At 50.4% G+C, this 26,902-nt stretch carries 29 protein-coding genes and 1 other RNA gene; 8 read left to right on the top strand and 22 right to left on the bottom strand.

Translation table 11 applies throughout. The features are described from left to right. Positions 1-17: 17 nt before the first annotated feature. The 7 genes from PsWM33_RS22125 to PsWM33_RS22155 all read right to left on the bottom strand — a co-directional run bounded on the left by PsWM33_RS22125 (position 18) and on the right by PsWM33_RS22155 (position 9,116). Positions 18-2,987 carry a 2-oxoglutarate dehydrogenase E1 component gene (locus tag PsWM33_RS22125; RefSeq protein ID WP_063301660.1) on the bottom strand — a complete coding sequence of 990 codons (2,970 nt, stop codon included), beginning with the start codon at positions 2,985-2,987 and terminating at the stop codon, positions 18-20. Between the two features lie 183 nt (positions 2,988-3,170). Next, a complete protein-coding gene (sucD, locus tag PsWM33_RS22130; RefSeq protein WP_063301661.1) occupies positions 3,171-4,094 on the bottom strand; it encodes a succinate--CoA ligase subunit alpha in 924 nt (307 codons plus the stop codon). Continuing rightward, entirely contained in the window at positions 4,094-5,293 is a 1,200-nt protein-coding gene (sucC, locus tag PsWM33_RS22135; RefSeq protein ID WP_063294851.1) for an ADP-forming succinate--CoA ligase subunit beta, read from the bottom strand. The genes sucD and sucC overlap by 1 nt, the downstream gene beginning before the upstream one ends. Before the next feature lie 93 nt (positions 5,294-5,386). Continuing rightward, positions 5,387-6,349, bottom strand: a complete 963-nt coding sequence (gene mdh / locus PsWM33_RS22140; RefSeq protein WP_057462983.1) for a malate dehydrogenase — start codon at positions 6,347-6,349, stop codon at positions 5,387-5,389. A 188-nt stretch (positions 6,350-6,537) separates the two neighbouring features. After that, on the bottom strand, positions 6,538-7,695 hold the full coding sequence (zapE, locus tag PsWM33_RS22145; protein WP_063301717.1) for a cell division protein ZapE: 1,158 nt from the start codon (positions 7,693-7,695) through the stop codon (positions 6,538-6,540). A 234-nt stretch (positions 7,696-7,929) separates the two neighbouring features. Then, positions 7,930-8,469, bottom strand: coding sequence for an AprI/Inh family metalloprotease inhibitor (locus tag PsWM33_RS22150; protein ID WP_063294848.1), 540 nt, complete (start codon positions 8,467-8,469; stop codon positions 7,930-7,932). Between the two features lie 188 nt (positions 8,470-8,657). Next, positions 8,658-9,116, bottom strand: coding sequence for an arsenate-mycothiol transferase ArsC (locus tag PsWM33_RS22155; protein ID WP_063301662.1), 459 nt, complete (start codon positions 9,114-9,116; stop codon positions 8,658-8,660). Positions 9,117-9,378: 262 nt separating this feature from the next. Between PsWM33_RS22155 and PsWM33_RS22160 the strand changes: the two genes are divergently transcribed. Beyond that, positions 9,379-9,756 carry an MAPEG family protein gene (locus PsWM33_RS22160; RefSeq protein ID WP_063286410.1) on the top strand — a complete coding sequence of 126 codons (378 nt, stop codon included), beginning with the start codon at positions 9,379-9,381 and terminating at the stop codon, positions 9,754-9,756. A 142-nt stretch (positions 9,757-9,898) separates the two neighbouring features. Here the strand turns inward: PsWM33_RS22160 and PsWM33_RS22165 are convergent, their stop codons facing one another. Beyond that, entirely contained in the window at positions 9,899-10,723 is an 825-nt protein-coding gene (locus PsWM33_RS22165; protein ID WP_208994702.1) for a DNA polymerase beta superfamily protein, read from the bottom strand. A gap of 138 nt (positions 10,724-10,861) precedes the next feature. Further along, a complete protein-coding gene (locus PsWM33_RS22170) occupies positions 10,862-11,215 on the bottom strand; it encodes a carboxymuconolactone decarboxylase family protein (RefSeq protein ID WP_063301664.1) in 354 nt (117 codons plus the stop codon). A gap of 209 nt (positions 11,216-11,424) precedes the next feature. On the opposite strand from PsWM33_RS22170, the gene PsWM33_RS22175 reads away from it, so the two are divergent. Together PsWM33_RS22175 and PsWM33_RS22180 are read left to right on the top strand one after the other, a co-directional pair. Further along, complete coding sequence (locus PsWM33_RS22175; RefSeq protein ID WP_057462990.1) at positions 11,425-12,024, top strand: TetR/AcrR family transcriptional regulator; 600 nt, start codon at positions 11,425-11,427, stop codon at positions 12,022-12,024. Positions 12,025-12,274: 250 nt separating this feature from the next. Beyond that, positions 12,275-12,961, top strand: a complete 687-nt coding sequence (locus PsWM33_RS22180; RefSeq protein WP_063301665.1) for an outer membrane protein — start codon at positions 12,275-12,277, stop codon at positions 12,959-12,961. An 80-nt stretch (positions 12,962-13,041) separates the two neighbouring features. On the opposite strand, the gene PsWM33_RS22185 is transcribed toward PsWM33_RS22180, so the two are convergent. The 10 genes from PsWM33_RS22185 to nudC all read right to left on the bottom strand — a co-directional run bounded on the left by PsWM33_RS22185 (position 13,042) and on the right by nudC (position 20,754). Continuing rightward, positions 13,042-13,824, bottom strand: coding sequence for a succinate dehydrogenase iron-sulfur subunit (locus tag PsWM33_RS22185; RefSeq protein ID WP_063294842.1), 783 nt, complete (start codon positions 13,822-13,824; stop codon positions 13,042-13,044). Between the two features lie 25 nt (positions 13,825-13,849). Further along, positions 13,850-15,715: a succinate dehydrogenase flavoprotein subunit gene (gene sdhA / locus PsWM33_RS22190; RefSeq protein WP_057462992.1), complete on the bottom strand. Its 1,866-nt coding sequence runs from the start codon at positions 15,713-15,715 to the stop codon at positions 13,850-13,852. Positions 15,716-15,720: 5 nt separating this feature from the next. Then, a complete protein-coding gene (gene sdhD, locus PsWM33_RS22195; RefSeq protein ID WP_208994707.1) occupies positions 15,721-16,101 on the bottom strand; it encodes a succinate dehydrogenase, hydrophobic membrane anchor protein in 381 nt (126 codons plus the stop codon). Between the two features lie 13 nt (positions 16,102-16,114). Next, on the bottom strand, positions 16,115-16,513 hold the full coding sequence (sdhC, locus tag PsWM33_RS22200; protein ID WP_063294840.1) for a succinate dehydrogenase, cytochrome b556 subunit: 399 nt from the start codon (positions 16,511-16,513) through the stop codon (positions 16,115-16,117). A 465-nt stretch (positions 16,514-16,978) separates the two neighbouring features. Next, positions 16,979-17,509, bottom strand: a complete 531-nt coding sequence (locus PsWM33_RS22205) for a dihydrofolate reductase family protein (RefSeq protein ID WP_063294839.1) — start codon at positions 17,507-17,509, stop codon at positions 16,979-16,981. Positions 17,510-17,770: 261 nt separating this feature from the next. Next, positions 17,771-18,247, bottom strand: a complete 477-nt coding sequence (locus PsWM33_RS22210; protein WP_063301667.1) for a GNAT family N-acetyltransferase — start codon at positions 18,245-18,247, stop codon at positions 17,771-17,773. 46 nt (positions 18,248-18,293) lie between these two features. Continuing rightward, complete coding sequence (locus PsWM33_RS22215) at positions 18,294-18,968, bottom strand: sulfate transporter family protein (RefSeq protein ID WP_063294837.1); 675 nt, start codon at positions 18,966-18,968, stop codon at positions 18,294-18,296. Further along, positions 18,928-19,110, bottom strand: coding sequence for a hypothetical protein (locus PsWM33_RS28535; RefSeq protein ID WP_244276738.1), 183 nt, complete (start codon positions 19,108-19,110; stop codon positions 18,928-18,930). The genes PsWM33_RS22215 and PsWM33_RS28535 overlap by 41 nt, the downstream gene beginning before the upstream one ends. 2 nt (positions 19,111-19,112) lie before the next feature. Continuing rightward, entirely contained in the window at positions 19,113-19,727 is a 615-nt protein-coding gene (locus PsWM33_RS22220; RefSeq protein WP_063301668.1) for a histidine phosphatase family protein, read from the bottom strand. Between the two features lie 61 nt (positions 19,728-19,788). Further along, positions 19,789-20,754: an NAD(+) diphosphatase gene (gene nudC / locus PsWM33_RS22225; RefSeq protein ID WP_063301669.1), complete on the bottom strand. Its 966-nt coding sequence runs from the start codon at positions 20,752-20,754 to the stop codon at positions 19,789-19,791. Positions 20,755-20,946: 192 nt separating this feature from the next. Between nudC and ffs the strand changes: the two genes are divergently transcribed. From ffs to PsWM33_RS22250, 5 genes are all read left to right on the top strand, one after another. Then, positions 20,947-21,045, top strand: an RNA gene (gene ffs / locus PsWM33_RS22230) — signal recognition particle sRNA small type. Positions 21,046-21,094: 49 nt separating this feature from the next. Continuing rightward, the gene (locus PsWM33_RS22235) at positions 21,095-23,017 is read left to right on the top strand and encodes a DNA polymerase III subunit gamma/tau (RefSeq protein WP_063301670.1); all 1,923 of its coding nucleotides are present in this window, start codon (positions 21,095-21,097) and stop codon (positions 23,015-23,017) included. Positions 23,018-23,097: 80 nt separating this feature from the next. Then, complete coding sequence (locus PsWM33_RS22240) at positions 23,098-23,424, top strand: YbaB/EbfC family nucleoid-associated protein (RefSeq protein WP_057463002.1); 327 nt, start codon at positions 23,098-23,100, stop codon at positions 23,422-23,424. 177 nt (positions 23,425-23,601) lie between these two features. Continuing rightward, on the top strand, positions 23,602-24,213 hold the full coding sequence (gene recR / locus PsWM33_RS22245; protein WP_063301671.1) for a recombination mediator RecR: 612 nt from the start codon (positions 23,602-23,604) through the stop codon (positions 24,211-24,213). A 115-nt stretch (positions 24,214-24,328) separates the two neighbouring features. Next, the gene (locus PsWM33_RS22250) at positions 24,329-24,847 is read left to right on the top strand and encodes a GNAT family N-acetyltransferase (protein ID WP_063301672.1); all 519 of its coding nucleotides are present in this window, start codon (positions 24,329-24,331) and stop codon (positions 24,845-24,847) included. A 78-nt stretch (positions 24,848-24,925) separates the two neighbouring features. Here PsWM33_RS22250 and PsWM33_RS27195 read toward each other — a convergent pair whose 3' ends face one another. The 3 genes from PsWM33_RS27195 to PsWM33_RS28540 all read right to left on the bottom strand — a co-directional run bounded on the left by PsWM33_RS27195 (position 24,926) and on the right by PsWM33_RS28540 (position 26,740). Further along, on the bottom strand, positions 24,926-25,429 hold the full coding sequence (locus tag PsWM33_RS27195) for a hypothetical protein (RefSeq protein WP_153039991.1): 504 nt from the start codon (positions 25,427-25,429) through the stop codon (positions 24,926-24,928). Further along, the gene (locus tag PsWM33_RS22255; protein WP_057463005.1) at positions 25,423-25,812 is read right to left on the bottom strand and encodes a hypothetical protein; all 390 of its coding nucleotides are present in this window, start codon (positions 25,810-25,812) and stop codon (positions 25,423-25,425) included. The genes PsWM33_RS27195 and PsWM33_RS22255 overlap by 7 nt, the downstream gene beginning before the upstream one ends. 655 nt (positions 25,813-26,467) lie before the next feature. After that, a complete protein-coding gene (locus PsWM33_RS28540) occupies positions 26,468-26,740 on the bottom strand; it encodes a hypothetical protein (RefSeq protein ID WP_063301673.1) in 273 nt (90 codons plus the stop codon). Between the last annotated feature and the right edge of the window lie 162 nt (positions 26,741-26,902).

The raw sequence follows: 26,902 nt of genomic DNA on the forward strand, positions 1-26,902 counted from the left end.
ACCTGATTACGAGGTACTTACTCGGCGAATGCATCGTCGAGGAAAGCTTGTAGCTGAGCCAAGTGCTTTGACATCAAGCCGGTTGCTGTTGCAGCAGCTGGTGGACGGCCAACGTAACGCGGACGATGCACTTTTGCATTCACATGCTCCAGAACCCATTCAATATATTGTTGAATGAAGAACCAGGAGCCCATGTTCTTTGGCTCTTCCTGACACCAGACTACATCTGCATTCTTGAAGCGTCCCATCTCTACGCACAAAGACTTGGTCGGGAACGGGTAGAGCTGCTCAACACGGAGAATGTAAACGTCATTGATGTTACGTTTCTCACGCTCTTCGAGCAGGTCATAGTAGACCTTGCCTGTACACAGGATCACGCGACGGATGTCTTCATCCTTCTTCAGCTCAACAGTTGAACCCGGGTTCGTTTGAGCATCATCGTGAAGGAGACGGTGGAAGCTTTCGTCTGCGCCGAAGTCTTCCAGTTTGGAAAATGCACGCTTGTGGCGGAGCAGAGACTTTGGCGTCATCAGAACGAGTGGCTTACGAATGTCACGCTTCAACTGACGGCGAAGGATGTGGAAGTAGTTTGCCGGTGTCGAACAGTTGGCTACCTGCATGTTGTCTTCCGCGCACATCTGCAAGAAACGTTCAAGGCGTGCTGAGGAGTGCTCAGGCCCTTGACCTTCATAGCCATGCGGCAGCAAACATACCAGACCGGACATTCGAAGCCATTTACGCTCACCAGAGGAGATGAACTGGTCAAACAGCACCTGCGCACCGTTTGCGAAGTCACCGAACTGTGCTTCCCACATGGTCAGCGCATTTGGTTCTGTCAACGAGTAACCGTATTCAAAGCCCAACACTGCTTCTTCAGAAAGCATTGAGTTGATGACTTCGTAACGACCCTGCTTTTCACCAACGTGGTTCAGCGGGATGTAACGGTCTTCGTCTTCCTGATCATACAGAACAGAGTGACGCTGAGAGAAGGTACCGCGCTCACAATCCTGACCGGACAAGCGAACGGAATGGCCTTCTTTCAGCAATGCACCGAATGCCATTGCTTCGCCCATTGCCCAATCGATACCTTCACCGGTCTCAATCATTTTGGCACGGTTGTTCATGAAGCGGCGGATCGTGCGGTGTGCATTGAAGTCATCAGGAACATTAGTCAGCTTGCCGCCAAGTTCCTTGAGTTCATCCATTGAAAGACCAGTAGAACCACGACGCGGCTCATCGACTTCCTTAGCAATCTTCATCTTAGACCAACGGCCATCAAGCCAGTCGGCTTTGTTTGGCTTGTAGGTTTGGCCTGTTTCGAACTCACGATCCAGATGCGAACGCCAATCAGCTTTTGCTTTATTAACGTCCTCAGCAGACATCAGACCTTCTTTGACCAGCTTGTCAGCATAGATCTGAAGGGTTGTTTCATGCTTGCGGATCTTGCGGTACATGATTGGCTGCGTAAACGCAGGCTCGTCACCTTCGTTATGGCCAAAGCGGCGATAACAGATGATATCAATCACGACTGGGCGTCCGAACTTCTGACGATATTCAGTTGCAATCTTTGCGGCAAAAGTCACAGCTTCCGGATCATCACCATTTGCATGGAAGATCGGCGCTTCAATCACTTTCGCGGCGTCAGACGGATAAGGTGAAGACCGTGAGAAACGTGGGTTGGTTGTAAAACCGATCTGGTTGTTGATGATCACATGGATCGAACCACCAGTGCGGTGACCACGAAGCGCGGACAGACCGAAACATTCAGCAACAACACCCTGACCAGCAAACGCAGCATCGCCATGCAGAAGCAATGGGAGGACGTTGCTGCGATCAATTTCCGATGTCTCTTTCCATTCAGAAAGCTGGTCCTGTTTCGCGCGAACCTTACCCAGAACAACCGGGTTTACGATCTCAAGGTGAGACGGGTTCGCAGTCAAAGACAGGTGAACATTGTTGTTGTCGAAGGAGCGGTCAGAAGAAGCACCGAGGTGGTACTTTACATCACCTGAACCTTCCACATCATCAGGAGCGTATGAACCGCCCTTGAACTCATGGAAGATCGCGCGATGTGGCTTGCCCATCACCTGAGACAGAACGTTCAAACGGCCACGGTGTGCCATGCCCAGAACGATGTCTTTAACACCAAGAGCACCACCGCGTTTGATGATCTGCTCAAGCGCCGGGATCAGTGCTTCACCACCGTCCAGACCGAAACGCTTTGTACCGGTGTATTTTACATCAAGGAACTTCTCGAAGCCTTCGGCCTCAACAAGTTTATTGAGGATCGCTTTCTTACCTTCTGGTGTGAAGGCAACATGCTTGTCCGGACCTTCAATGCGCTCCTGAATCCATGCTTTTGCAGCAGGATCAGAAATGTGCATGAACTCAACACCGAGGGTGGAGCAATAGGTCCGTTTCAGAATTTCCAGCATCTCACGGATGGTGGCAAATTCCATACCCAGAACGTTGTCGAGGAAGATCTTCCGATCCCAATCCGCTTCAGAGAAGCCATAGGTCGCGGGATGCAACTCTTCATGGTCACCAGGAACAGCAAGGCGGAGCGGGTCAAGATCAGCATGCAAGTGGCCACGCATACGGTAAGCACGGATCATCATGATCGCACGAACACTATCGCGAGTTGCTTGCAGCACCTGATCTTCGGTTAGCTCAACACCATTCTTCTTGGCCGTGGACTTGATCTTTTTGCTGACTTCTTTTTCAGCAGGCCAGTCGCCATCAAGAGCTGAAACCAGTTCACCATTTGCTGGAACTGGCCAATCAGAACGCTGCCAGGTTGCTCCGCGAGCTTCCTTGATTACGTCCTCTGGATTGTCCTGAAGCGAAGAAAAGAATTCTTTCCACTCGGGGTCGAGTGAATTCGGGTTTTCCTGATATTGAGCATAAAGCTCTTCAATATAAGGAGCGTTGGCGCCGTAAAGAAACGACGTCAGCGCGAATACGTTGTTCGCGTCCTGCCGAGCCATCGTTTTTAAGCGGACTGTTGATCCGCCCTACTTTCTTTGGGCGGGTGTCACACACCACATACCCTTGGGTCCCGCGACTGACAGCAAGCCTGGGGACTTACTGCCTTCTCAAGACTGTCGATGAAAGTGATTCACCGACAGTCGATTTAGTATGCCTCCTAAATGGTATAGGAGGTGTAATTTTTAAGCACCCTGCTTCAACTCTTCGAGAAGAGCAACAAGGGTCTTGCCAAGTTTAGCTGGGGATGGAGATACACGGATGCCCGCGTCTTCCATTGCAGCAATCTTGTCGTCAGCTCCGCCTTTACCGCCAGAGATCACAGCACCTGCGTGACCCATGGTACGGCCTGGAGGCGCTGTACGACCAGCAATGAAGCCAACCATTGGCTTAGAACGGCCTTTTGCAGCCTGTTCTTTGAGCCATTCAGCTGCTTCTTCTTCTGCAGAACCACCGATCTCACCGATCATGATGATGGATTCTGTTTCTGGATCGTCCAGGAACAGGTCCAGCATATCGATGAACTCAGTGCCTTTTACAGGGTCACCACCAATACCGACTGCCGTGGACTGGCCGAGGGCTTCCTGCGAAGTCTGGAAGACTGCTTCATAAGTAAGTGTACCTGAACGGGAAACAATACCTACAGAGCCCTTCTGGAAGATGGAGCCTGGCATAATGCCAATCTTGCACTGTTCAGGTGTCAGAACACCTGGACAGTTTGGACCGAGAAGACGGCTGTCGGATGCGTCGAGGCGAGCTTTAACCTTCACCATGTCTGCAACCGGGATACCCTCAGTGATACAAACGATCAAAGGAATGCCAGCGTCGATAGCTTCGATGATTGCTGCGCCTGCACCTGCTGGTGGGACGTAAACAACAGAAGCGTTTGCACCGGTTGCTTCTTTAGCTTCTTTAACGGAAGCAAAGATTGGCAGTTCAGCAGCGGATTCAAGTCCGGAAGACCAGGTTTCTCCGCCTTTTTTAGGGTGTACGCCAGCAACCATTTGGGTGCCGAAGTAAGCCAGTGCCTGCTCAGTGTGGAATGTACCGGTTTTACCAGTCAGACCCTGAACGATGACTTTGGTGTCTTTGTCGACGAGGATAGACATTATGCGACCTCCTTCACAGCAGCCACGATTTTCTGAGCTGCATCGTCGAGATCGTCAGCAGGAATAACATTCATGCCGCTTTCGCTAATGATCTTTTTGCCAAGCTCAACGTTGGTGCCTTCGAGACGCACAACGAGTGGAACCTGAAGACCAACTTCTTTAACAGCAGCCAGAACGCCTTCTGCGATCACATCACAGCGCATGATGCCACCGAAGATGTTAACCAGAATGCCCTGTACGTTTGGATCGGACGTGATGATCTTGAACGCAGAGGTTACTTTCTCTTTGGTAGCGCCGCCACCAACGTCGAGGAAGTTTGCAGGCTCAGCACCATACAGCTTGATGATGTCCATGGTCGCCATTGCCAGACCAGCACCGTTCACCATGCAGCCGATGTTACCGTCGAGAGCAACGTAAGCGAGGTCGTGCTTGGAAGCTTCGATCTCTTTTTCGTCTTCTTCGGTCTTATCGCGCAGGGCAACAATGTCTTCGTGGCGGAACAGTGCGTTGCCGTCAAAGGACACTTTCGCATCCAGAACGCGCAGACGACCATTTTCCATAACGATCAGTGGGTTGATTTCGAGAAGCGCCATATCCTTTTCTACAAATGCTTTGTAGAGGATTGGGAACAGCTTCATGCCATCCGCGCGTGCTTCACCTTCAAGCTTGAGGGTGTCACAAAGAGCGGATGCTTTGTCTTCGGTCACGCCCTGAAGCGGATCGATTGGCAGAGTGAGGATAAGTTCTGGCGTGTTGTGCGCAACTTCCTCGATATCCATGCCGCCTTCGGTGGATGCTACGAAAGCAACCTGACCACATGTGCGGTCGACGAGCAGAGAGAGGTACAGTTCGCGGTCAATGTCTGCGCCGTCTTCAATGTAGAGACGGTTTACGACTTTACCAGCATCACCGGTCTGCGCAGTCACCAGCGTGTTGCCGAGCATGTCAGCAGCGTGGGACTTTACTTCATCCAAATTGAATGCAAGACGAACGCCGCCTTTTGCTTCTGGGCCAAGTTCTTTGAACTTACCCTTACCGCGACCACCTGCGTGGATTTGGGACTTCACAACCCACAACGGGCCTGGAAGGCTTTTTGCAGCAGCTTCAGCTTCATCAGCGGAGAAAATTGCAACACCTTCAGCAACAGGTGCGCCGTATTCCTTCAGGACCTGTTTGGCCTGGTATTCATGTATGTTCATCTGCCCTTCCCATTCTAAGGGGCCCTGCCGAAGCAGGGAGCTAGACTGGCAACGCCTAGTGCTGCCAGTCTTTCAGATCATAGCTTGCGTGGCTTATGCCAGAGCAGGCTGGATTTTCTTACAAGCGTCAACAAGGCCGTTTACAGAAGAAACAGATTTGTCGAACATCGCTTTTTCATCGCTATTGAGATCAATTTCAATGATACGTTCGATGCCGTTTTCGCCAATAACAGTTGGCACGCCAAGGTACATGTCTTTCTGACCATACTGGCCATCAAGGTATGCAGCACATGGAAGAACGCGCTTTTTGTCTTTGAGGTAGCTTTCTGCCATTGCGATAGCAGATGCAGCTGGTGCGTAGAATGCGGAACCTGTTTTCAGAAGACCAACGATCTCTGCGCCACCATCACGGGTGCGCTGAACGATTTCTTCGAGACGCTCAGCAGTGAGCCAGCCCATTTTCACCAGATCGGTGAGTGGAACGCCAGCAACAGTGGAGTAGCGTGTCAGTGGAACCATTGTATCGCCGTGACCGCCAAGAACGAATGCGGTTACGTCTTCTACGGATACTTTGAATTCTTCTGCAAGGAAGTAACGGAAGCGAGCGCTATCCAATACGCCAGCCATGCCAACAACTTTGTTTGCTGGAAGACCGGAGAATTTCTGCAGAGCCCAAACCATCGCGTCGAGTGGGTTGGTGATGCAGATTACGAAAGCGTCTGGAGCGTACTTCTTAATACCAGCACCAACCTGCTCCATAACCTTCAGGTTAATTTCAAGCAGATCATCACGGCTCATGCCAGGTTTACGAGGAACACCTGCAGTCACGATGACGACATCAGAACCAGCGATGCCTTCATAGGTGTTTGTGCCAGACAGACCAGAGTCAAAGCCGTCAACTGGAGAAGATTCTGCCAAGTCCAAAGCTTTGCCCTGAGGCATACCTTCAGCGATGTCGAACAGAACGATATCACCCAGTTCTTTCAGACCAGCGAGGTGTGCAAGTGTGCCACCAATCTGACCGGATCCAATCAAAGCAATCTTGTTGCGCGCCATGAGGAGCTCCCCTTTACGTAACATAGAACCATGATATATGGTGCCTATTTGTCGCAGTGGGTAGCGGTTTTGACGGATGTGCGCAACCCAAATGAAGCACACATCCGCGTTATTTTCCGTAAAATGACGTTTTTTTAGCAGTTTGGATAAGCTCTCAATACGTCATTTCTGAATAAAATTAAATTTTTTCAGATTTCGATATTATGCTCACGCATCAAGTACTCTTCCGAACGCATTTCGATCAAGCGCGAAGCTGTCCGATCAAACTCAAATGCTTCGGTTCCAGATGAGGCAACATAGAGCTCCTGCGGCTCTGCGCTTGCCTGAATCACGAGATGAACGTGATTGTCGTAGAGCGTATCAATCAGATTGATGAATCGCTTTGCTTCGTTCCTACGCGCCTTGTCCAAGACAGGTACACCTTCGAGGAAAACTGTGTTGAAAGCATGTGCAATACGCAGGTAATCAGAGGGCCCTAGCGGGGTGCAACACAATTCCTGAAATGTGAACCAGGCAATCGCGCTACAGGTGCGGCTCACGGGTATTTTCCGGCCTTTATTTTCCAACTCAATAAGATGGCACTGAAGGCCATAAGTCATACTAGCCCAAAGTTTCTCCATTTTCTGAAGACTTTCAGGACCAAGCGGCTCAAGATACGTGTCGGAGCCAGAGAGCTTCTCGAGGCGGTAATCCGTCGGCGCATCCAAATGGATGACACTCATTCGCTCACTCAAAGAACGGATGAATGGAAGAATGTGATTTCTATTCAGTCCGTCTTTATAGAGCTCATCCGGCACCACGTTTGAGGTACACACGACGACAACGCCAGCCTCGAACAATTTGCCGAAAAGCCGCCCGAGCAACATGGCATCTGCGATGTCGGTTACAGTGAACTCATCAAAGCACAGGAGCCGCGTTGTACTGATGATCTCCTCAGCAACCGGGATGATCGGATCGCGGTCTTTGATCGTCCCAGCACTGATCTTCTTGCGGACCATAAATATGCGATCGTGGATCTCCTCCATAAACTCATGGAAGTGGGAACGATGCTTTTTAGGTTCAGGACTTAGATCGTAGAACAAATCCATGAGCATGGTTTTGCCGCGTCCTACAGATCCCCAAATATACAGGCCTTTGATGTAGTCTGGCTCTTCCTTGCTTTTTCCAAGCAGGCGACCTAACAGCCCCTTCTTTTCTTCCGGCTTTCGCTGCACCATTTCTGCAGTCAAAGCATCCAGAGACTTTGCCACCTGAATTTGCGCCGGATCGGCTTCCAGGTCGCCCCGCGCCACCATCGCTTCGTAGTGGGCAAGGACGGTTGTTAGGTTAGACGTATTCTCAAGCACGGAGCTCACATTCCTTAAGCTGTATTTCAGAGGGCAAATCACGCCGATCCGATGGGCTATATTTGCCCATGGCATAAAGGAGAGCGCTACCCAGACGCAAGTACAATAGGGTTTATTCGTAAAACCAACGTCTCACATCTGATCAAATTCTGCGGCGCACTTAAACAAAGGCAAAAAGCGCTGCACCTGATATCGGCGCAACGCTTCGAAACTTATAGGATCATCAGATGATGATTAGCGGGCGAAGTTGATTGGAGCGCCGTTCGCTGTTTGACCAGAGAAGTTGGTTCCAGCCCCAGAGAGGGTCGCAACGTTTCCGCCGCCAGCGTCTTTCAAGACAACCTGACTGCCATTCAGATTCCATGCAGAAATCTGAGAGAGCGTTGCATCGCTACAGCCGCGCGTATTTGCACGGTAACCGCCGCTCCACTTGGTCAGCGTCATGAAGAGCTTACAGTTGTCGCCACCTGAAGAGACGCTCCAGCCGCCAAGCAGATCGGTGCGGCCCACAGAGCCACCTGTTGCATTGACGTTTGGAGCAGGAGGTGCAGAAACAACCTGCGAATTAGCGTTCGCGTCCTGACCGTCAACCAAGATCTGGCCTTCAGCGCCTGGCTGACCAGGAGTGATCGGCGACAGGGTCTGACCCTCGATTGGTGAGATCGGAGAAGCAGGCAACGGAGAGACATAGCTACGGGTATACGTCGTCCGTTGGCACGCTATTGTGGAAAGTGCAATTACAGAAACAAATGCAATCGTCAAACTACGATTCATAGTGGTGTCATCCCAGCCTTGTGAATTAAGGCGTATTAACCATAAAGACCTTAAGAAACTGCCCCTAAAACAAGGCAGGTGAAAGGTTTACCACTCAAAAAATTGTGAGTTTCCCACTGAAACCCCTATTTCCTAAGGGAAACATGGGAAAATCTGACAACTCTCATAAAGCATTGGGCCAACCAACCTTAACAAGCTGCACGCCAATTTAGAGAATCACTAGAAAAAACCTTAGAGGAGGTTGCAAGATCTATAGATTCTTTAATTTTGCGGAATGCATCTGTTGCCTCTTTTATGTTCCGGGGAACATCTTCATCTAGGCAAATATCCCAGTTCAACTTTACTGGATGACCGGGCCACATTGGTTGCTTGTCAAGAAGCACACTTGTCTGAAGTCTTATTATATAGTCAGGTTGAGGTGCATGGGGCAGCGAAAAAATTGTCCAGGGCTTCGGATGCAATCCCCCCTCATCCATACCGTTGGCGAAAAGAACCTTCTTGGTAAGCGAAACCATTTCCTCTCGGGGCAAGGGGCCACCAGAGAAGGCACGCAACTCTCCCATTGAGGTTTGGTTTAAGTAGGCTTCTGCGGCCAGACTCAGAAATGAATTATCTACGCAAACAAACAGTACATTTGCCTTAGTCATAGGCACGTCTCCACTGGAGCGCCGGACAATGTCCAATCATTCGGTGTCACTCGATTCCAGCACTTCATAGTGCCCTTTTTCTTCGGATCGATGACAACCAGACGATGCGCTTAAAATAATTGCGATTAGAATTGGAATGAGCGAAGCCAAAGTGCGGAAATATTCGCAATGGAGGCTTCAAACCTAAGTGAACTCAGTTCACTTTGCTTCTTTATGCCTGTATAAAGGCTCCGATTTTTCTGAGTTTATTTGGAGCTGCACAATGTCTTTCCCTTTATGGACCATACTGATTGCCGGTCTGATGCCATGGCTTTCTGTTCTTCCTGCCAAATTTTCCCGCAAGTTCGACAACTCAAACCCAAGAGACCCAGAATATTGGAAAGAAGGATTTCGCTTGCGCGCGCGCTCCGCAGAGATCAACGGCCTCGAAGCTTTCCCTCTTTATGCAGTATCTGTGCTCGTTGCCCTCGCCTATGGCGGTGACCCAGACTGGATTGAAAGATTGTGCGGTTTGTTCATCGCAATGCGCGTGCTGTTCGTCGCATGCTATTGGCTTAACCGCGCCACCCTGCGTTCTCTTGTCTGGTTCGTTGGTTTGATTTGCGCTGTTGCGCTGTTCACGTCTCCGGCGTGGTCATAACAGCAAGCGCTGGGGGTCATAATCCCCGCGATTTCAAGGTATTGTGAGAAAGGTAAAGATCTTTCTCACGCAAACTGGCACGGTTCTGCTGTTTCTGCAGGACTACAGGTGAGAGAAGTAAACAGAAGGCCCTGTGAGACCCTTAGTTTTTAGGGATGACCGCCCATTTCAGGAAGAAACGATCTGCTTGGGCAGCCGTTTCCTGAGTAAACTGGCGACGACGGCGGGCCAGCAATGCAGGGCCAGCCTCCAATTCAGCCAGGATCAGATCATTGATAGCGCCAGCAGGGCGAACGACATCCTTGATCATCCCAGCCTCGCTACGTTCTACCAATTCTTCAATCTCACCACGAAGCACAGGGCGAATAAAGGTCGCCTCGGCAATATCTGAGAGGCGAGAAGGCGGAACGCCTTGATAGCGATTCTGGTTGTACCAACGCAGCACCAGTGATGAGCGGATGAGGTCATACAAGCGTTCAGGCACGATCTCGCCGAGTGACACACCGTCAAATCGGTGCTTCTGTCGCTCAATCCGATTGTAATGATAAAGCGCGAAGCGAACCGGGTCACAATGCTCAAGGGCAAAAGAGATCAACGACTTCGGAAATTCGTCATGCCCCGCATATGGATCCTTCAACTGAACCCAATCAAGCGGTTCAGGATTGCCTTTTAACAGCGCAATGAGCGTTTTCTTCAAGTCCCAGCCAGACACGTTTGCCGGGACATTCACATCAACGTCTACCGTCTCATCGACCGGAAAAAGAGAAAGATAGTGCTCAATTGATCGAATGTAGATGAACCGACAATTGGCGTAGTGGGCTTCAGACTTTTTATGAAGATACAGGTGCGAAAGATCGCCCGCGTGCAGAACACGCAGATTTCTTTTGTTTTCCAAGTCACGAAAGCTCTTTTCCAGCTCCATAAAAACAGAAGAGCTTTCCGAACCAACCTGTGAAGGTGCACCCACCAATATTGCCTACCTGAAATCTAAGAGGCTTCCCCTCGTTGCACTTACCCTTGAACGCAATTCAGGGCAAGTGCACGCAAGCAGTTTGCTCTCTAAGTTTTAGGAAAACAGAGAGATTGGGTGAAGATACGTCACTTCTTACTTTGCTTCTGAAGACAGAGAATCAAATGCACTGAGCGCTTCTGCTGCGTACATGAGAGAAGGTCCGCCGCCCATGTAAACAGCCACACCGAGAGCTTCCATCAACTCTTCACGGGTTACACCATACTTGATGCAGGCTTTTGCATGGTATCCAAGGCAGGCATCACAGCGTGCAGCAACACCGATGGAGATCGCGATGAGCTCTTTTTGCTTCGGTTCAAGAGCACCGGTTCCAATCGCACTCTTTGCGATCTCACCAAATCCCTTCATAACGCCAGGAATACCCGGGCGCAGTTCAGCGATGCGACCATCCGTTTGGGTGAGGAATTCTTGCCAATTTTCTACAGCCATGCTTCGACTCCTTTTATATTAGGTATTACTAATACTAATAATTCGCAAAAATCCAACAATGACTAAAATCAAAGAAATTGCGCTTAGCGCATTAATATCATTCGTGTTTTTACATAATTTGTCCGTTAATATGACGCATACGTCATTGCAATCTCTACTCAGCTATGATTACTGAAGGAACTCTCGTTTTTTCATTTTCGGAAATTAAAATGTCCATCGCAGAAATCCTGACTGCAAAGGGCCGTGCTGCTGACCTGCTCGCTGCCGCCCGTGATGCATTCCTCACCCAAGGGTACAAGAAGACCTCGGTGAGCGAGATTGCAGATGCCTCAGGTATCTCAATGGCGCATATCTATAATTTTTATCCAAGCAAGATAGACCTTGCCTGTGCTGTTGTCGCTGCAGAAGTGGTGAAGCTGGTTGCGCGTCTTGAAACAGCGACTGACCCCAACGCCAGTGCCTCAGCACGTCTGAGCAAGTTTCTCATGATGGAATTTGAAGAGACTTATCGCCTGCTGGAACTCAACAAGGGTCTGGCAGACTGCTTGCAGGTGCTGGAACAGAAGCGCCCGGAAGACTTTGAAGAACTGTTCCGGCTTGTGCGGCAACCAATGCACACCATCCTGCATTCCGGCAATCTTGCTGAGGAATTTGACCTGCGAGAAGTCAGTCAGGTGGCAAGACACATTCACGCTGCGACGATGAAGTTCCGCTTTCCTCAACTGCACAGCCACGAACCCTATGAGATACAGCGCAAAGAATGCATTGGCGTTATCAAGCTGGTTCTGCGAGGCGTTGAGCGACGCTAGAGAGTTGCTGACTTTTTTGTAAACCCGCCATGAGCTCATTGACGGTTTCGTAGGGATTACAGATATCCCCCCCTTGAAACTGAGAAATCAGCATATCAGTGCTTGTCAATTCCAACTAGCCTTAACGCAAATTTTCCTTTTTAAAATCAAGCATTTATAAAGATCGCAGTTCTAGACTTATTTGTATCAAGTTACCTATCACGTCTGATTATTTAGCCGTGTCATCCTCTTGCGTATTTTGGGGGAACCAATGAGTCGCTTAAGAGTATTTGCGTTTGCGGTATTGGGATTGCTCGGCTTCAGCAGCCATTCCTATGCTGTTGAATACCCACCTGGTGTAGAGGTGGAAGAGCCCTATGAAGTTTACGAGGAAGAAGTTGTCGATGGACTGATCACCCCGCCTAAATATGACTGGGATGGCTTCTATCTCGGTGTGCAGGGTGGCTGGGCTCGCCTTCATGGCACGAACCGCTTCAACAACAGTGGTACGCAGTATAACGGCGGGACTGTTGGGTTATATGGCGGTTACAACTACACCTATCAGAATATTCTGATCGGCGTGGAAGGCGAAGGCGCTTACTGGTCTTTTGGTGAACGTTCTCGCGGTGAAATGTCATTGCGCTCTGATTACTTCGCCGCCGCGAAGATCCGAGCTGGCCTTACCTACGATTGGTTCATGGCGTATGTGACTGGTGGTGCAGCTGTTTCCACCTTCCGTGCCTCTAACCCGAATTTCGGTCCTGGCTCCGACAGCAACACGATGCTTGGCTGGGTTGGCGGCGCTGGCCTTGAGATGTTCGTCACCGAGCGAGTGATTGTACGCCTGGACTATGAGCGCATTGTCTTTCCTGGTCGTAGCTTCACAGTTGGTGGAACGCGCTTCAAGGAAGACATTGACAGCGACGCTATCCGGATCGGTATTTCCTATAAGTTTTAGGCTATTAGCCTCAAATGAAAAAAGCCGCCTCATTTCAGTGAGGCGGCTTTTCTTGATTTTATAAAGTACTCACACGCTGATTAAACGCGGCGCTCGACCATCATCTTCTTGATCTCAGCGATTGCCTTTGCAGGGTTCAGCCCCTTTGGACATGCCTGAGAGCAGTTCATGATGGTGTGGCAGCGGTACAGACGGAATGGATCTTCCAGATTGTCCAGACGCTCACCAGTAGCTTCATCACGGCTGTCGATCAACCAACGGTAAGCCTGCAGAAGGACTGCAGGGCCGAGGTAGCGATCACCATTCCACCAGTAGCTTGGGCAAGAGGTGGAGCAGCAAGCACACAGAATGCACTCATAAAGACCATCCAGTTTCTGGCGATCTTCATGGGACTGCAGCCATTCTTTCTCAGGCTCAGGTGTTGTGGTTTTCAGCCATGGCTCGATTGAGCGATGCTGCGCGTAAAAACGCGTCAGATCTGGCACAAGATCCTTCACAACAGGCATGTGCGGCAGAGGGTAGATTTTGACGATCTCGTGAGAGCATTCGTCAGCACCCTTTGTGCATGCCAGTGTGTTGGTTCCGTCGATGTTCATCGCACAGGACCCACAGATCCCTTCACGACAAGACCGGCGGAAGGTCAGTGTTGGGTCGACCTTGTCCTTGATGTAGATGAGCGCGTCCAGAACCATTGGGCCACAATCATCAGCATCAACGTAGTAGGTGTCGATGCGTGGATTGCGTCCATCATCCGGAGACCAGCGGTAGATGCGGTACTCACGGGTGTTAGTGGCGCCTTCCGGCTTTGGCCAGACCTTGCCCTCTCCCATCCGGGAGTTTTGTGGCAGTTTGAATTCAGCCATAACAGTTACTCCAGGTTTCGGCGCCTTAGTAGACGCGGGCTTTCGGTGCGATCTTCTTCATGTCGATGCCGCCTTGTTCAAAGGTGGTCAACGGCTCAAGAACAACCGGACGGTAGCTCAAGGTCACCTTGCCATCCTCAGAGAGGTGAGAGATGGTGTGCTTACGCCACTCTTCATCATTACGACCATCGAAAGGACCATCTTTGTAATCTTCACGAGCATGCGCACCACGGCTCTCTTTACGCGCTTCAGCGCCGTAAACAGTTGTGATTGCATTTGCCATGAGGTTTTCAAGCTCAAGAGTCTCAACGAGATCAGAGTTCCAAACCATAGAGCTGTCTGACACGTGAATGTCTTGCATTTCACCCCAGATTGCGGAGATGCGCTTACAACCCTGCTCTAAGCTCTCCTGTGTACGGAACACAGCAGCGTCTTCCTGCATGGTCTTTTGCATCTTGGAGCGCAACTCAGCAGTTGGGGTAGAGCCCTTAGCAAAGCGCAGTTTGTCGAAACGAGCCATGATTTTCTGACTGGAAGCTTCGTTAGGCTCTGGAATTGGAGCTTCACGGTCAACAACTTCACCAGCGCGAATAGCAGCGGCACGACCAAACACAACAAGATCGATCAGAGAGTTGGATCCGAGACGGTTTGCACCGTGAACGGATGCACATCCCGCTTCACCAACGGCCATCAGACCCGGCGCGAGTGCGTTTGGATCTTCTTTGGTTGGGTTCAGCACTTCGCCCCAATAGTTGGTTGGAATGCCGCCCATGTTGTAGTGCACAGTCGGAAGGACCGGAATTGGATCCTTAGTCAAATCAACACCAGCAAAAATGCGTGCGCTTTCAGAGATGCCTGGAAGGCGCTCAGCCAACAGATCAGGATCAAGGTGATCCAGATGCAGGAAGATGTGGTCTTTATTTTTGCCAACACCACGGCCTTCGCGGATTTCCATCGTCATACAACGGGAAACAACATCACGAGAAGCAAGGTCTTTGGCAGAAGGAGCGTAACGCTCCATAAAGCGCTCGCCTTCGGAGTTTACCAGGTAACCACCTTCACCACGAGCACCTTCTGTAATCAGACAGCCGGAACCGTAGATGCCAGTTGGGTGGAACTGTACGAATTCCATATCCTGCAATGGCAAACCTGCACGGGCGACCATACCGCCGCCGTCACCTGTACAGGTGTGGGCAGATGTTGCAGAGAAGAAGGCACGACCATAACCGCCGGTTGCCAGCACAACCATCTTCGCAGAGAAGCGGTGGATTGTACCGTCATCAAGGTTCCATGCGATAACGCCTTCACATTTGCCATCTTCAGACATAATGAGATCAAGCGCGAAATACTCGATGAAGAAATCAGCGTTGTGACGCAGAGCTTGACCGTAGAGCGTGTGCAAAATGGCGTGACCGGTACGGTCAGCTGCTGCACAGGTGCGCTGTACTGGAGGCCCTTCACCATAATTTTGCATATGCCCACCGAACGGACGCTGGTAGATTTTACCTTCTTCCGTACGTGAGAATGGCACACCGTAATGCTCAAGCTCATAAACCGCCTTTGGCGCTTCACGAACGAGGTATTCCATAGCGTCGGTATCACCCAACCAGTCAGAACCCTTTACAGTGTCATACATATGCCACTGCCAGCAGTCTGGCGTCATGTTCTTCAAGCTTGCTGCAATACCGCCCTGCGCTGCCACGGTGTGGGAGCGAGTTGGAAACACCTTGGAGATACAAGCTGTTTTCAATCCCTGCTCAGCCATACCGAGCGTTGCCCGAAGGCCAGCACCACCAGCACCTACAACCACAACGTCAAACTTGTGGTCTACAAACTCATAGGCCTTGCCGCTCTGGCTTGGCGCTGTCGATACACCGGTCTGTTCAACCATCTAGATCAGCCTCCGAAGCTGATTTTAAGCACTGCAACCACGGAAGCGAGTGCGATAAAAGAAGCGAAGAAAATGTTTCCCATAAGAAGAAGAAGCTTGAGCCCTTCTGAATGGAAGTAATCTTCGATGATGACTTGCATGCCCAGCTTCATGTGCAGGCAGCCGACCAAGATCACCAAAAGCAGCAAGGTGGAGATGATCGGATTTTGAAGTGCTTCAATGAAACTCGCATAATCAGCGCCTTGCAGCGCGATGACGAGGATAACAAAGAAGGAAATAAGGAACACATTTGCTACAGCGGTCAAACGCTGGCGCCAGAAATGCGACGTGCCGTCCTTAGCAGAGCCAAGGCCGCGAACTTTCCCGAGCGGAGTGCGCATATCGATCATTGATCTCTCCTTAAGCGACGATAAAACCGATGATCCAGAGGATCACGGTAAGAGCAACAGAGGCAATAATCGTCGCGCGAGCCATCCAGTTCGCTGCAGACAATTCAAAGCCATGCCCCATGTCCCAGATGAAGTGACGCAGACCGCCAATCATGTGGTGCACAAGTGCCCAAGTGAAGCCGAAGAGGACCAGACGGCCCAGGAAGGAACCGAACACGTCCATTGCGAATTGATAGGACTCAGGACCTGCTGCTGCGCAGATGAGCCAGAACGCCATCAAAATCGTTCCAAAATAAAGCGCCGCCCCGGTGATGCGATGTAGAATGGACATCACCATCGTCACGATCGGCTTATAGATCTGAAGATGGGGCGATAATGGCCGGTTGGCCTTGAGGTCAGCGTTCGCCATAAATCTCTCTCCCGTCCCTGGTTACAGTTACGCTTACGTAAACGTAACAAAGCAAGGCGTTGTATGAGGTTCTAATACCTTCAGTTTCGGGGTGCGTCAAAGCATCCTATGCGACTAAATGCTTTTTCTACTAGGTTTGCCCTTAAAATTGGCCGAAATGATTAGATTTTGCGGTGTAAATTTTGTTGGTTTCTACCCGATCAAGTAACAAGAATCCGGCAGTTTATTATCTTGAGTTTTGTAGTCATGTTTTAATTTACTGAAATTGCGCGAAATTTTTCAGAAAATCACTTAAAGTCAAATTACGTTTACGTAAACTTTATTTAATGTGAGCAAGCTGACGCGACCCTCTACTTCAAATTTAGAGCAGCCGATCTTGATTTCCAGTTTAGGCAACTATCCCGTGCTCTATTCACTGGTAAAAAGAGACGGAGCAGGTGTGGCCTGCCCCGTGTTGGTAATAAGCTACTGCAGATCAAACTCACAATACTCAACGCCGCTATCATATAGCGTTGAGGAGGTGCATTTGAGATCAATCGGCTCAGAGACATTCGCAAATAACGGTGTCCCTACCCCGCATATGACAGGTGCAACTTTCAGGCGTAGGACATTGATCAGTTTAGACGCAGCCAGCAAACCTGCAAACATCCCTCCTCCGCACAGGTAGATATCGCCACCATGTTCATTCTTCAGCGCAGAGATGTGCGTGGGGAAGTCTGCTCGCACTGCCTCAACCTGAGCGTCTTCAGGCAGCTGAATTCCTTCTGAGAAAATCAGATGCCGCATATGCGGGTAAGCTTTAGCGCCTGCGGGAAGACCATACTGGTAGGCAAACTCATAGGTATGTCGCCCCATGATGACAGTGTCGTAGGTCGTTAAACGCTCGTTGTAAGCGTCTACATGATCACCGGTATGGGGGAAGATTGAAACATCGCCATTCGGGCCAGCAATAAAACCGTCGCGACTAACGGCGACGTCATAGATAATGCGTCTCATAAAGACTCCATCAAAACAAACAGGCATCAAACACCACCCACGTAGATTGTGGGAGTGCTGTTCAACAGAATTGAGTTGCCTTAGTTGTTCACTGACAGAGTCCTCCTCATTGCTGGATTACATGCTGAAACAGATTTCTCTCCGGATCAACCTACACGAAACGAAGAGCAGTCAAATGGAGGGAAAAGAGAGTTGATGTGATGTTTGAGTAACAAGAGACAGCCAAACTTCGCTCCCTTAAATCTCATAGATCAACACTCTTCAGAGCGCTTTTTCCATGTATCTGACGGTCTTTCCTTTTCCTTCCAGCTTAGCTTCACCGACGATTTGAAAGCCTAGTGAAGCATGGAATGCGTCTGATGCCGGGTTGGGAGGATCTGAGTTTACTTCACATACAATGCGCTCGTATCCCTTTGCCTTCGCGAAGTTGAACAGGTCATCGTAGAGTTTGCCTGCAATGCCTTGCCCTCGTGCAGCTTTAGAAATCACAATCCGATCAACATAGAGAAAGTTGTCGTAGACTGCGCAGAACCATTTGAAATTAATCGAAGAATAATCACCGTCCTGGTCGTATGAGATGAGAAGGCCGGTCTCTTTTTCAGCAATCCTTACATAGCTTGCTTTCTCAATAAGCTCTGCAAAACCATCACGTGTCAGAGAGGACAACTCGACGGTATGCTCTTCGTTCAGAGCATGCGTCCAGGTCAGATCATCAACAATAAAGCTTCGAATAGGCAACGTAGCTACTTCCTGCTATTTCTTAAAATTGTAGTTATCTTTGAGTCTAAACGGATAGATTGCGTTTTGTCCGCAATGTCTTGAAAACGTGCACCATAAAGATCGTCGCAAAGAGTGGAGTGATCAGGTTTACGATTGGAATTGCAAGAACGAACGCAACAATCACTCCGGCTGCAAATACGGTTCCGCCTTGCGATTTACGAAAAGCTTTCGCTTCTTGTGGCGGCATAAAGCGCATTGCCACAAACTCAAAATATTCACGGCCCAGCAAATAGCCATTCACGAGCAAAAATGCGATTTGGCCGATGCCGGGAATGAAGAACAACATCAGGGCAAAAATGTTGGCGACAATGATCACACCGACAAAACGAAGAGCCGTAACAATAGCCTCGCCAAGCGGCAGTGCATTGCCTCGCCTTTCATTGGGATAAGAGTGCTCTTCAACAAGTTCGGAAATCTGATCTTGGTAGAAGGCGACGACCATCGCTGAAACCGGAGCTAAGATATAGCCAAGACCGATTAATGCGCCGATGCCTGTTACGATACTAACGGTCGTATCCTGCCAGTCCTGTGGCAAGTCTATGAAATACCCGACTACGCCTTGAATGGCGATCCAGACGACAAGAAGAAGAAGCAATGTTAGCCCTAAGGCTTTGAAAAAGATGCTTCTGAAATGCGGTTCAAAAACCTGCGAGAATGATTTTATTGCTGCCGATAACATCTCTTGTGCCAAATTTATGAAAACAGATGGCACTTAGATAAGCATTTCCCCGGGCTGCAACAAGAGCTGACGCTTGTAAAGCAGCTTGCCATCCATCAGGATCAACAAGCTGCTTCAGTTCTGTGCGCCAGAACGTTCCCAAGTTTACTGCGCGAGTTCCATCTCATCGATCAGCTGCCACTTCAGGCTCTCGAGACTAGCAGAACACTTCTCAAGATCTACTGGATCAAAACGGAACCAGCAACCACCTCCAACATTTGGAGGCTGATCGAAGGCGCGGTCGATGGCGTTGTTGGCGAGGTGGCATTTGAGCAATGTTCCTACGCCTCCGTGGCCAGAGAATAGAACAGGTTCGCCGCTTGGAATTGTGGTGAGCGTCTGTTTAATTGCAGTGATGACACGACTTTGTGCATCCAGCGCTCGTTCCCAGCCGCGAACGCTCACTGCGGGGCGGCTGAAGAACTCATCAGCGACTCGCTCAAACTCATCTGGCTCAAGAAAACCGGTGGAGCTGCGATCATTTTCGTGGAGGCCTGCGGATGTGATCAGCTCCATACCCAGGTGGCTCGCGATAATCTGACCAGTTTCGATTGCCTTTTTTTCGCGACTGGAAATGACATGATCGATTTGCAAAAGCCATGGCTGGCGCAGGCCTTGTTCTAAACGTTCGCGACCTTTATCCGACAAATCCCAGTGCGGAACTGGGGTTGCCGGATCGATGTCAACATTTGGGTGGGTCAAATATATACAGTAAGTCATGGCACCTCCCCGGTGCCATCAGGCACCTGTTAAATAACCACTGGCTCTACTCGTCCATGGGTCATTTTTCCTCGATATATTTCTTGATCAAATGATGCGCGATAGAGATGTCAGGGGGACAAATTAATCCTGACCCTGCTTCGCCTTGGAGCATCTTCAGTGTCTCCTCTTTGGAAAACCACTGACAATCCTCCATTTCTTCATAGTCGATATTCAGGTCAGTCGTCAGCGCCTCGCCGTGGAACCCGATCATAATGTTTGACGGGAACGGCCATGGTTGGCTGGCGACGTATTCCACTTTGCCGACTTTAACGCCTGCTTCTTCAAAAACTTCTCGGCGGACGGCATCTTCAAAGGTTTCGCCTGGTTCCACAAACCCAGCGAGTGTTGTGTAGACATTTTCCATCAGATGGTAAGGACGCCCCATCAGGCATTTGTCCCCGTGGGTGATCAACATTATCACCGCAGGGTCCGTTCTTGGGAAATGCTGCGCTGAGCAAGACGGACAATCCCGTCGATAGCCAGATTCGGCGAGTTCCGTTGGCTGCCCACACTGAGAACACATCTTATGGGAGGAATGCCACCGGCCTACAGAAGCAGCCTGCGCCATCATTCCAAGCACTCTCTGGCTGGCTGCTCGTTTCATCGCTATTCCGCGCAGTCCATATGCCGCGAAAGCCCCGAGTTTTTCCAGCTCCTCATCAAGCGTTTCAGCATCCGCTGTGTAACGCACACCAAAGTATGGGCGGTCTCCATCAGTCTCGTCAATGCCAAGAAAGATGGTTGTCCGATCAGTGATATTCAGAGTTTTGAGCATCTCAACGGGATGGATGAAAGGCTCAGTCATGACCTCTTTATTGAAGATGAAAGCATCGTTTGCCTGAATTAGAAAGCGGGCATCCGGGCTTGTCTTTAGCGAGTTAACCCATTCGGTATCTTTACGTTTTTCACCACAGCGATTAAGCGAGTTGGCAGAATAACAAAGAGCCGCAGAGGCATCATACACCTCGGCTGTTTCGGCCAGCATTTCGAATTCCTTAAATTATAAACTTATGTAAAGTGAACCCGAGATAACACTGAAATGCAATGTTGTGGCGACATTTTCTGATTTCGGATTTGGTAGAACTCTTTGAAGATTCACAGTCTCGTCCACAGTAGCAAGCGGTAAACATCAATGAACGCTTGCAAAATACAGGTAAAACGACCATATACACGTTCGGGAGGTTGGTGGTGGACGAGCCACTCGCCAACCGGGTCAGATCCGGAAGGAAGCAGCCCTAACGAGTCCATGGCACGGGTCATCGTGCCAGCCTCCCACCTAATTTTCCCCGCGCCCATACTCGACAAGCGGCCGGTCTTCGTCTTGAATGGCCGGGAGTAAGTTTTACCTTGCCTTTGAAGTGGCTGAGGATTTGGGCGATATGGACGGAATAGACCTTCAAGACGAGCACCAGACAACAACAGGCGCGGAAGATAATTCTTCCAGCAGCGATGGTGCATATCGCGTTCTCGCCCGGAAATACCGACCTAGTACGTTCGATGACCTTTATGGTCAGGAGCCGATGGTTCAGACTCTGCAGAATGCATTTGAGACTGGCCGTATCGCTCAAGCGTGGATGCTAACCGGGGTTCGCGGTGTTGGTAAAACAACAACGGCACGTATCCTTGCTCGCGGCTTGAACTACGACATTCCGGGTGAAATCGATAAACCAACCATACACTTAGACAAAATCGGCACTCATTGCCAGGCGATCATGGAAGGGCGTCATGTCGATGTGATCGAGATGGATGCTGCGTCTCATACTGGTATTGATGATATTCGCGAGATTACCGAAGCAGCGCGGTACCGTCCGGCGAGTGCGCGGTACAAAGTGTACATCATCGATGAGGTGCACATGCTCTCCAAGTCGGCGTTCAACGGGTTGTTGAAGACGCTGGAAGAACCGCCGGAGCATGTGAAATTCATTTTTGCGACCACAGAAATCCGCAAGGTTCCTGTGACTGTCCTCTCTCGTTGTCAACGGTTTGACCTGCGCCGGATTGAGAGCTCTACGCTTGTGTCCCTGCTGCGCGAGATCTCCGGCAAAGAGGGCATAGAAATTTCTGATGAGGCGTTGGCCCTCATTGCGCGCGCTGGTGAAGGTTCTGCCCGAGACAGTTTATCCCTTCTGGATCAAGCCATTGCGCATGGTGCGGGCCGCATTGAAGCCAATGAAGTGCGCCAGATGCTAGGCCTTGCTGACCGCAGCCGGGTGATAGATTTGTTTGAGCACGTGATGCGCGGCGACATTGCCAGCGCTCTTGATGAGCTCAAAGCCCAATACGATGTGGGTGCCGATCCGGCAGTTGTCCTCTCTGACCTTGCAGACTTTACCCATTTGGTGACTCGGCTGAAAGCAGTGCCGAAGGCGGGTGAAGAGAACTCTGTGACTGAGAGCGAACGGCAGCGTGGGCGGGACTTTGCTGAAAAGCTTTCCATGCGTGTTCTTTCCCGGACATGGCAGATATTGCTGAAGGGAATTAACGAAGTACAGAATGCGCCTAAGCCGTTGGCTGCGGCTGACATGGTTCTGGTGCGCTTGTGCTACGCCTCCGATCTTCCTGATCCGGAAGAGGCGCTGAAGCTGCTGAAATCTGGCAAGTTCTCCCCTGCTGGCGGCAATGCGCCTGCGGGCAACGCGCCACAGGGCGGCGGTGGATCAAGTGCTAGCGCTGTTCCATCCGGTGGCGGCTCAGCACCTCAGTTACGTGCTGTAGCTGGTGGCCAGCCGATGACACAAGCTATTGGTGCTGCACCGCAATCAGCTCCTCAAATGCGGCAGGCCGAGGAACTTAAAGAGAAGATTGCGATCCGCTCCTGGGCTGAGGTTGCTCAACTTGCAGCCCGCATGAAGGACATTCCAGTCAAGGTTTCAGTTGAGCGCACGCTGCGTCTTGTCAACTTCCAGCCGGGCCGTATTGAAGTGCAGCCGACTGAGATTGCGACAGCTGATGCAGCTGGAGAACTGGGCCGAAAACTGACAGAATGGACGGGTCGCCGCTGGATTGTTGCGGTAAGTCGTGACCAGGGTCGACCGACTTTACATGAAGAAAAAGAAGCTAACCAAAGACAGTTAGTTTCGGATGCACATTCTGATCCGGAAGTGGTGAAACTTATTTCTGCCTTTCCCGGGGCTAAGGTTGTTGACGTGCGCATTTTGAAGCAGGAGGAAGATCTCCCCCTTGAAGCGGCGTCCGAGCCTGTCGACATAGAAGACATGGACTCTATGGATTTCACCCAAGATTTCTAAGGTTTCTGTGCTATGAAACCTTATGAGCCGAATTGATAGAGCGCTGATGTGCGCTCAAGAGACGTTTAAGGAGCGAGTCGATGGACTTTCTTAAAATGATGAAGCAAGCCAAGCAGATGCAGGAAAAAATGGGCGAGCTTCAGGAGACTGTAAACGACCTTTCTGTTGAGGGAACCTCAGGCGCAGGCATGGTCACCGTTACGTTGAATGGTAAAGGTGAAATGACTGGTTTGAAGATTGATCCTTCTCTCATCAATGCTGATGAAGTTGAGATCCTGGAAGATCTTATCCTCGCTGCGCATAATGATGCGAAGGGAAAAGGCGAAGCTTTGGTGCAGGAGCGTACGCAGGACATGATGTCCGGTATGGGTCTGCCAGCTGGCATGAAACTCCCGTTCGGCTCTTAAGATCTTCAAGGCTACGTGTTGCCAAATCACCGCGACCCTGCGCAGATTTGGCCGTAGACCTGAAACGGATTTATTCCCTCTTGCCCGCCTCTTCAGGCGGGCATAGTTTATCTGGCATTGTCTCGCAAAACTGCTTTGCGGGTGCCTTTTCTTTCTCGCAGAGAGCATAGATTTTAGATGAGTACACGCAGGGTTGCTGGTCCCGAAATTGAACGCCTGATACAGCTGCTGTCCAAGCTGCCCGGCCTCGGCCCGCGCTCGGCCAGACGTGCTGCTTTGCACCTGGTTCAGAAGAAAGATCAACTGCTTATCCCGCTGGCCGAAGCCATGGGTGTAGCCGTTGAGCAGGTCGGCATCTGCTCAGAATGCGGTACCGTGGATACCAGTGATCCTTGCACCATTTGCTCTGATCCGCGCCGGGATGGAGCCACTATTGTGGTGGTTGAGGACGTCTCTGACCTTTGGGCGCTGGAGCGGGCATCCGCTGTGAGTGCACATTATCATGTCCTCGGTGGCACCCTGTCTCCGCTGGACGGTATTGGCCCGGATGACCTCAACATTTCCAAGTTGGTTGAGCGTATTGAGGGCGGTGCGGTGAGCGAAGTTATCCTCGCTGTTAATGCGACCGTTGAAGGGCAGACCACTGCGCATTTCATTACGGACCAGCTTGCGCGATTTGAGAATGTGAAAGTGACCCGTCTTGCCCATGGCGTGCCGGTTGGTGGGGAATTGGACTACCTTGACGAAGGCACGCTGGCGCAGGCTTTGCGAGCAAGAACAAAGTTTTAGCAGGTTTCTTGCTCTGTGCTTATGCGGGTATTTCCGCCGCTTAAGTCGTTTGCGTTGCTATGTGCGTTGATTTGAATGATTTGCGTATTTATTGCGTTGAACAGGATTTTTGAAAATGGACACGTCTTCCGCCAAACCAACCCAGTTTTTCATCCGCAAAACCCAGCGCAACGATGTGGACGAACTGCTCGCTCTGCTCAACCGGATTATTGAGGCCGGGGGGACAACTGCGCTGGAGAAGCTGTTGAACAAAGGTGAGTTCATCGAGTGGTTTCTTGAGGCTGACATTTTAGAGAGCACTGTTTGCGCGATTGACCGTGACAGCGGCGAGCCACTCGGCTTTCAGATCGCCAGCCATTATGGAGATATCCCCGCTGACTGGGTTGATATCGGCACCTTTGTGAAACCGGGTCTGCATAAGAGCGGCATCGGCAGTGCGTTGTTCAAAGCAACACTTGCCAATCTGGAAGGTAAAGGCCTCACCACCATCAACGCCACCATCCGCGCCGACAACACCGGTGGCCGCGCCTACTACACCTCCCGCGGCTTCAAAGACTACAAAGTACTGGAAGCAGTTCCGCTCTCTGACGGGACACCGGTAGACCGGATTTGTAAGCGGTTTGATTTGGGGTAAGTAGGTAATAGGTTGCGTCAGACTATTTGACTTCACCCAACGCAATCTACTGCCTTAAACATAACGCTCAATCACTAATCAGCATTGAAATCTGTCACGATCGAAATCAAACTCTTTGGGTGCAGTACACTTCGAGAGTCTGTAAGGGATTTTGCCTGATGAAAGCGCAAAAGGATCACCATTTAGTCTTGCGATGATTCTTCGTTGCGACAATGCCAGCGACTGGCATGCAAAAGACCCACCATATCGCTTCGTTACTGGGTTATAGCTCTTCGCTGGATGCCGCCAACAAACAGCTTTTTGTCCTGCAACAGTATCACGCTTCCATTCCTCCGCGACTACCACTGAGTTCCCCGGATACCATAACCAAGCACGACCATTTTTGCCAAGATAGTTGACCTGATATCCATGAGCCTGAGAGAAACTTAAATAAGTCCAACCACTACTCGGGTACTCAGGAAATACTATCTCGCGGTTCACCACATCTTCAAAGGCTGGTCGAGATTGATTAGAACACCCAACTAGTCCTGCAATCATAATAAATGGAACAGTTAGGCCCACTGCTTTCAATATTTTTAACATTTGAGATCCACACGCCAATAATCAAAGCCTGAGTATTTAGATTGAATCTCTCGCAGATCCGACTTCTTTGAGAAGCCACCAACAAAAGCCAGTATTCCTGCCCCAAATTCTGCTTTACATCCAGTTACAGCGCGTGCAACGCCTTCAACCTCAGCAGGCGAATAAGGAAATCCTGAGCCTTTGGGAGCAACAAATGAAAAGGCTTTATCTTTTGCAACGGCCACCTCAAATGGCTTCCCTGCAAAGCGAACCTCCTGACGGGTTTTCCAGATAGAAAGGTTGGCAGCCTTTCGAGCGCGGACTTCTACACTATTACTTCCACTGCTAGAACAGCCAGCAATCAACATAGAAGCAGCGCATAAAGCGAACAATTGCTTTTTCATAACACTTCCCCATAGGTAATATACCGGCGGATATCACACGTTATTGGGGAAGTAAATTAACTGGCCATTACTACTTAGCTCAGTTTATCGAAATCACGCCTTACCTCTGTGAGTACCTCATGTGGCCCACGTACTCAGTCCAAGCAAAAGAGACGTTGAGATCTGCGTTTTGATTATCTGATTTAACTATAATGTATTGGTGACGCTGTTGCGATTGCTTCAATGCCGTCTTCCCGCACTTGATGCGGGATCCAGTGGGTTGGGGCGGTAGAGGGAGTGTTACCCCTGATTTTTCAGGGGGTGGACGCATTACTGCTAGCACTGGTATTTTTAGGGAGGCGCTGACCTGCGGCGGGTGGTATAGCCGCAGACCAGCAGGGCACCGTTTGGCGAGGATGCGGGGTGGATTTGCGTTTCGCCATTGGTACCGGAGGCAAGTGGCACGGGTTTGTGCCATTTACCCATCACAGTGCTGTTGAACGAGCTCTGCGTGGTCAGGGGTACCGATCACGTAGAGCGCGCTGCACGATTAAGCCATTTTCTAAGCCAGTCCTTTTTTACGAGGCTGGCTTTTTTCTTTGCTCCTGTGCATCTCCCTGATCGAAAACCGATGGGGTTTTTCGGGAGGGTGCCAGCGAGCAAAGCGTCATACGGCTTAATCAGGAAGCGGAGTTTTTGTGTTCATTGGCTGCGGATGAGCGACTCGCTCTAACATTCCGCAGCTTTTTTCCAGTGCTTCAAGGCGATCGCGGAAGGCGTGATGCAAAGTGAACAGGGCATCGCGCTCACTGGAGTGCTGCATTCTCTCTGTCAGCACGAGGTGCTGAATATACGAGAGGTTTTGCAAATCCGAGACAGCGACGATGACTTCGTCAATTTCATTTTGGAAAGTATTTGTGGCGCCACAGGCGCATGCGGAGTCGATCATTCTCAATCCCTCTGTAAGTAGGGTGTTGAACAACCGCACGACAACAAGGCTTTCGACGGCCCGCTGGCGAGCGGGAGGTTCGAAACCTGCAAACAGACAGGCGAGTTTATTCCCTCCCGAAAGAGGTATTGTATTCACCGCCCTCCCGCTCATAGCAAAGGG

Origin of the sequence: Pseudovibrio sp. WM33, from assembly GCF_001623165.1 — a bacterium.
Lineage (GTDB): Bacteria > Pseudomonadota > Alphaproteobacteria > Rhizobiales > Stappiaceae > Pseudovibrio.

Coding starts and splice junctions, on each gene's coding strand:
- PsWM33_RS22125 (WP_063301660.1), bottom strand. CDS start 2,987: ATGGCTCGGCAGGACGCGAACAACGTATTCGCGCTGACGTCGTTTCTT.
- sucD (WP_063301661.1), bottom strand. CDS start 4,094: ATGTCTATCCTCGTCGACAAAGACACCAAAGTCATCGTTCAGGGTCTG.
- sucC (WP_063294851.1), bottom strand. CDS start 5,293: ATGAACATACATGAATACCAGGCCAAACAGGTCCTGAAGGAATACGGC.
- mdh (WP_057462983.1), bottom strand. CDS start 6,349: ATGGCGCGCAACAAGATTGCTTTGATTGGATCCGGTCAGATTGGTGGC.
- PsWM33_RS22150 (WP_063294848.1), bottom strand. CDS start 8,469: ATGAATCGTAGTTTGACGATTGCATTTGTTTCTGTAATTGCACTTTCC.
- PsWM33_RS22155 (WP_063301662.1), bottom strand. CDS start 9,116: ATGACTAAGGCAAATGTACTGTTTGTTTGCGTAGATAATTCATTTCTG.
- PsWM33_RS22160 (WP_063286410.1), top strand. CDS start 9,379: ATGTCTTTCCCTTTATGGACCATACTGATTGCCGGTCTGATGCCATGG.
- PsWM33_RS22170 (WP_063301664.1), bottom strand. CDS start 11,215: ATGGCTGTAGAAAATTGGCAAGAATTCCTCACCCAAACGGATGGTCGC.
- PsWM33_RS22175 (WP_057462990.1), top strand. CDS start 11,425: ATGTCCATCGCAGAAATCCTGACTGCAAAGGGCCGTGCTGCTGACCTG.
- PsWM33_RS22180 (WP_063301665.1), top strand. CDS start 12,275: ATGAGTCGCTTAAGAGTATTTGCGTTTGCGGTATTGGGATTGCTCGGC.
- PsWM33_RS22185 (WP_063294842.1), bottom strand. CDS start 13,824: ATGGCTGAATTCAAACTGCCACAAAACTCCCGGATGGGAGAGGGCAAG.
- sdhA (WP_057462992.1), bottom strand. CDS start 15,715: ATGGTTGAACAGACCGGTGTATCGACAGCGCCAAGCCAGAGCGGCAAG.
- sdhC (WP_063294840.1), bottom strand. CDS start 16,513: ATGGCGAACGCTGACCTCAAGGCCAACCGGCCATTATCGCCCCATCTT.
- PsWM33_RS22205 (WP_063294839.1), bottom strand. CDS start 17,509: ATGAGACGCATTATCTATGACGTCGCCGTTAGTCGCGACGGTTTTATT.
- PsWM33_RS22215 (WP_063294837.1), bottom strand. CDS start 18,968: ATGTTATCGGCAGCAATAAAATCATTCTCGCAGGTTTTTGAACCGCAT.
- PsWM33_RS22220 (WP_063301668.1), bottom strand. CDS start 19,727: ATGACTTACTGTATATATTTGACCCACCCAAATGTTGACATCGATCCG.
- nudC (WP_063301669.1), bottom strand. CDS start 20,754: ATGCTGGCCGAAACAGCCGAGGTGTATGATGCCTCTGCGGCTCTTTGT.
- PsWM33_RS22235 (WP_063301670.1), top strand. CDS start 21,095: ATGGCCGGGAGTAAGTTTTACCTTGCCTTTGAAGTGGCTGAGGATTTG.
- PsWM33_RS22240 (WP_057463002.1), top strand. CDS start 23,098: ATGGACTTTCTTAAAATGATGAAGCAAGCCAAGCAGATGCAGGAAAAA.
- recR (WP_063301671.1), top strand. CDS start 23,602: ATGAGTACACGCAGGGTTGCTGGTCCCGAAATTGAACGCCTGATACAG.
- PsWM33_RS22250 (WP_063301672.1), top strand. CDS start 24,329: ATGGACACGTCTTCCGCCAAACCAACCCAGTTTTTCATCCGCAAAACC.
- PsWM33_RS27195 (WP_153039991.1), bottom strand. CDS start 25,429: ATGTTAAAAATATTGAAAGCAGTGGGCCTAACTGTTCCATTTATTATG.
- PsWM33_RS22255 (WP_057463005.1), bottom strand. CDS start 25,812: ATGAAAAAGCAATTGTTCGCTTTATGCGCTGCTTCTATGTTGATTGCT.
- PsWM33_RS28540 (WP_063301673.1), bottom strand. CDS start 26,740: ATGATCGACTCCGCATGCGCCTGTGGCGCCACAAATACTTTCCAAAAT.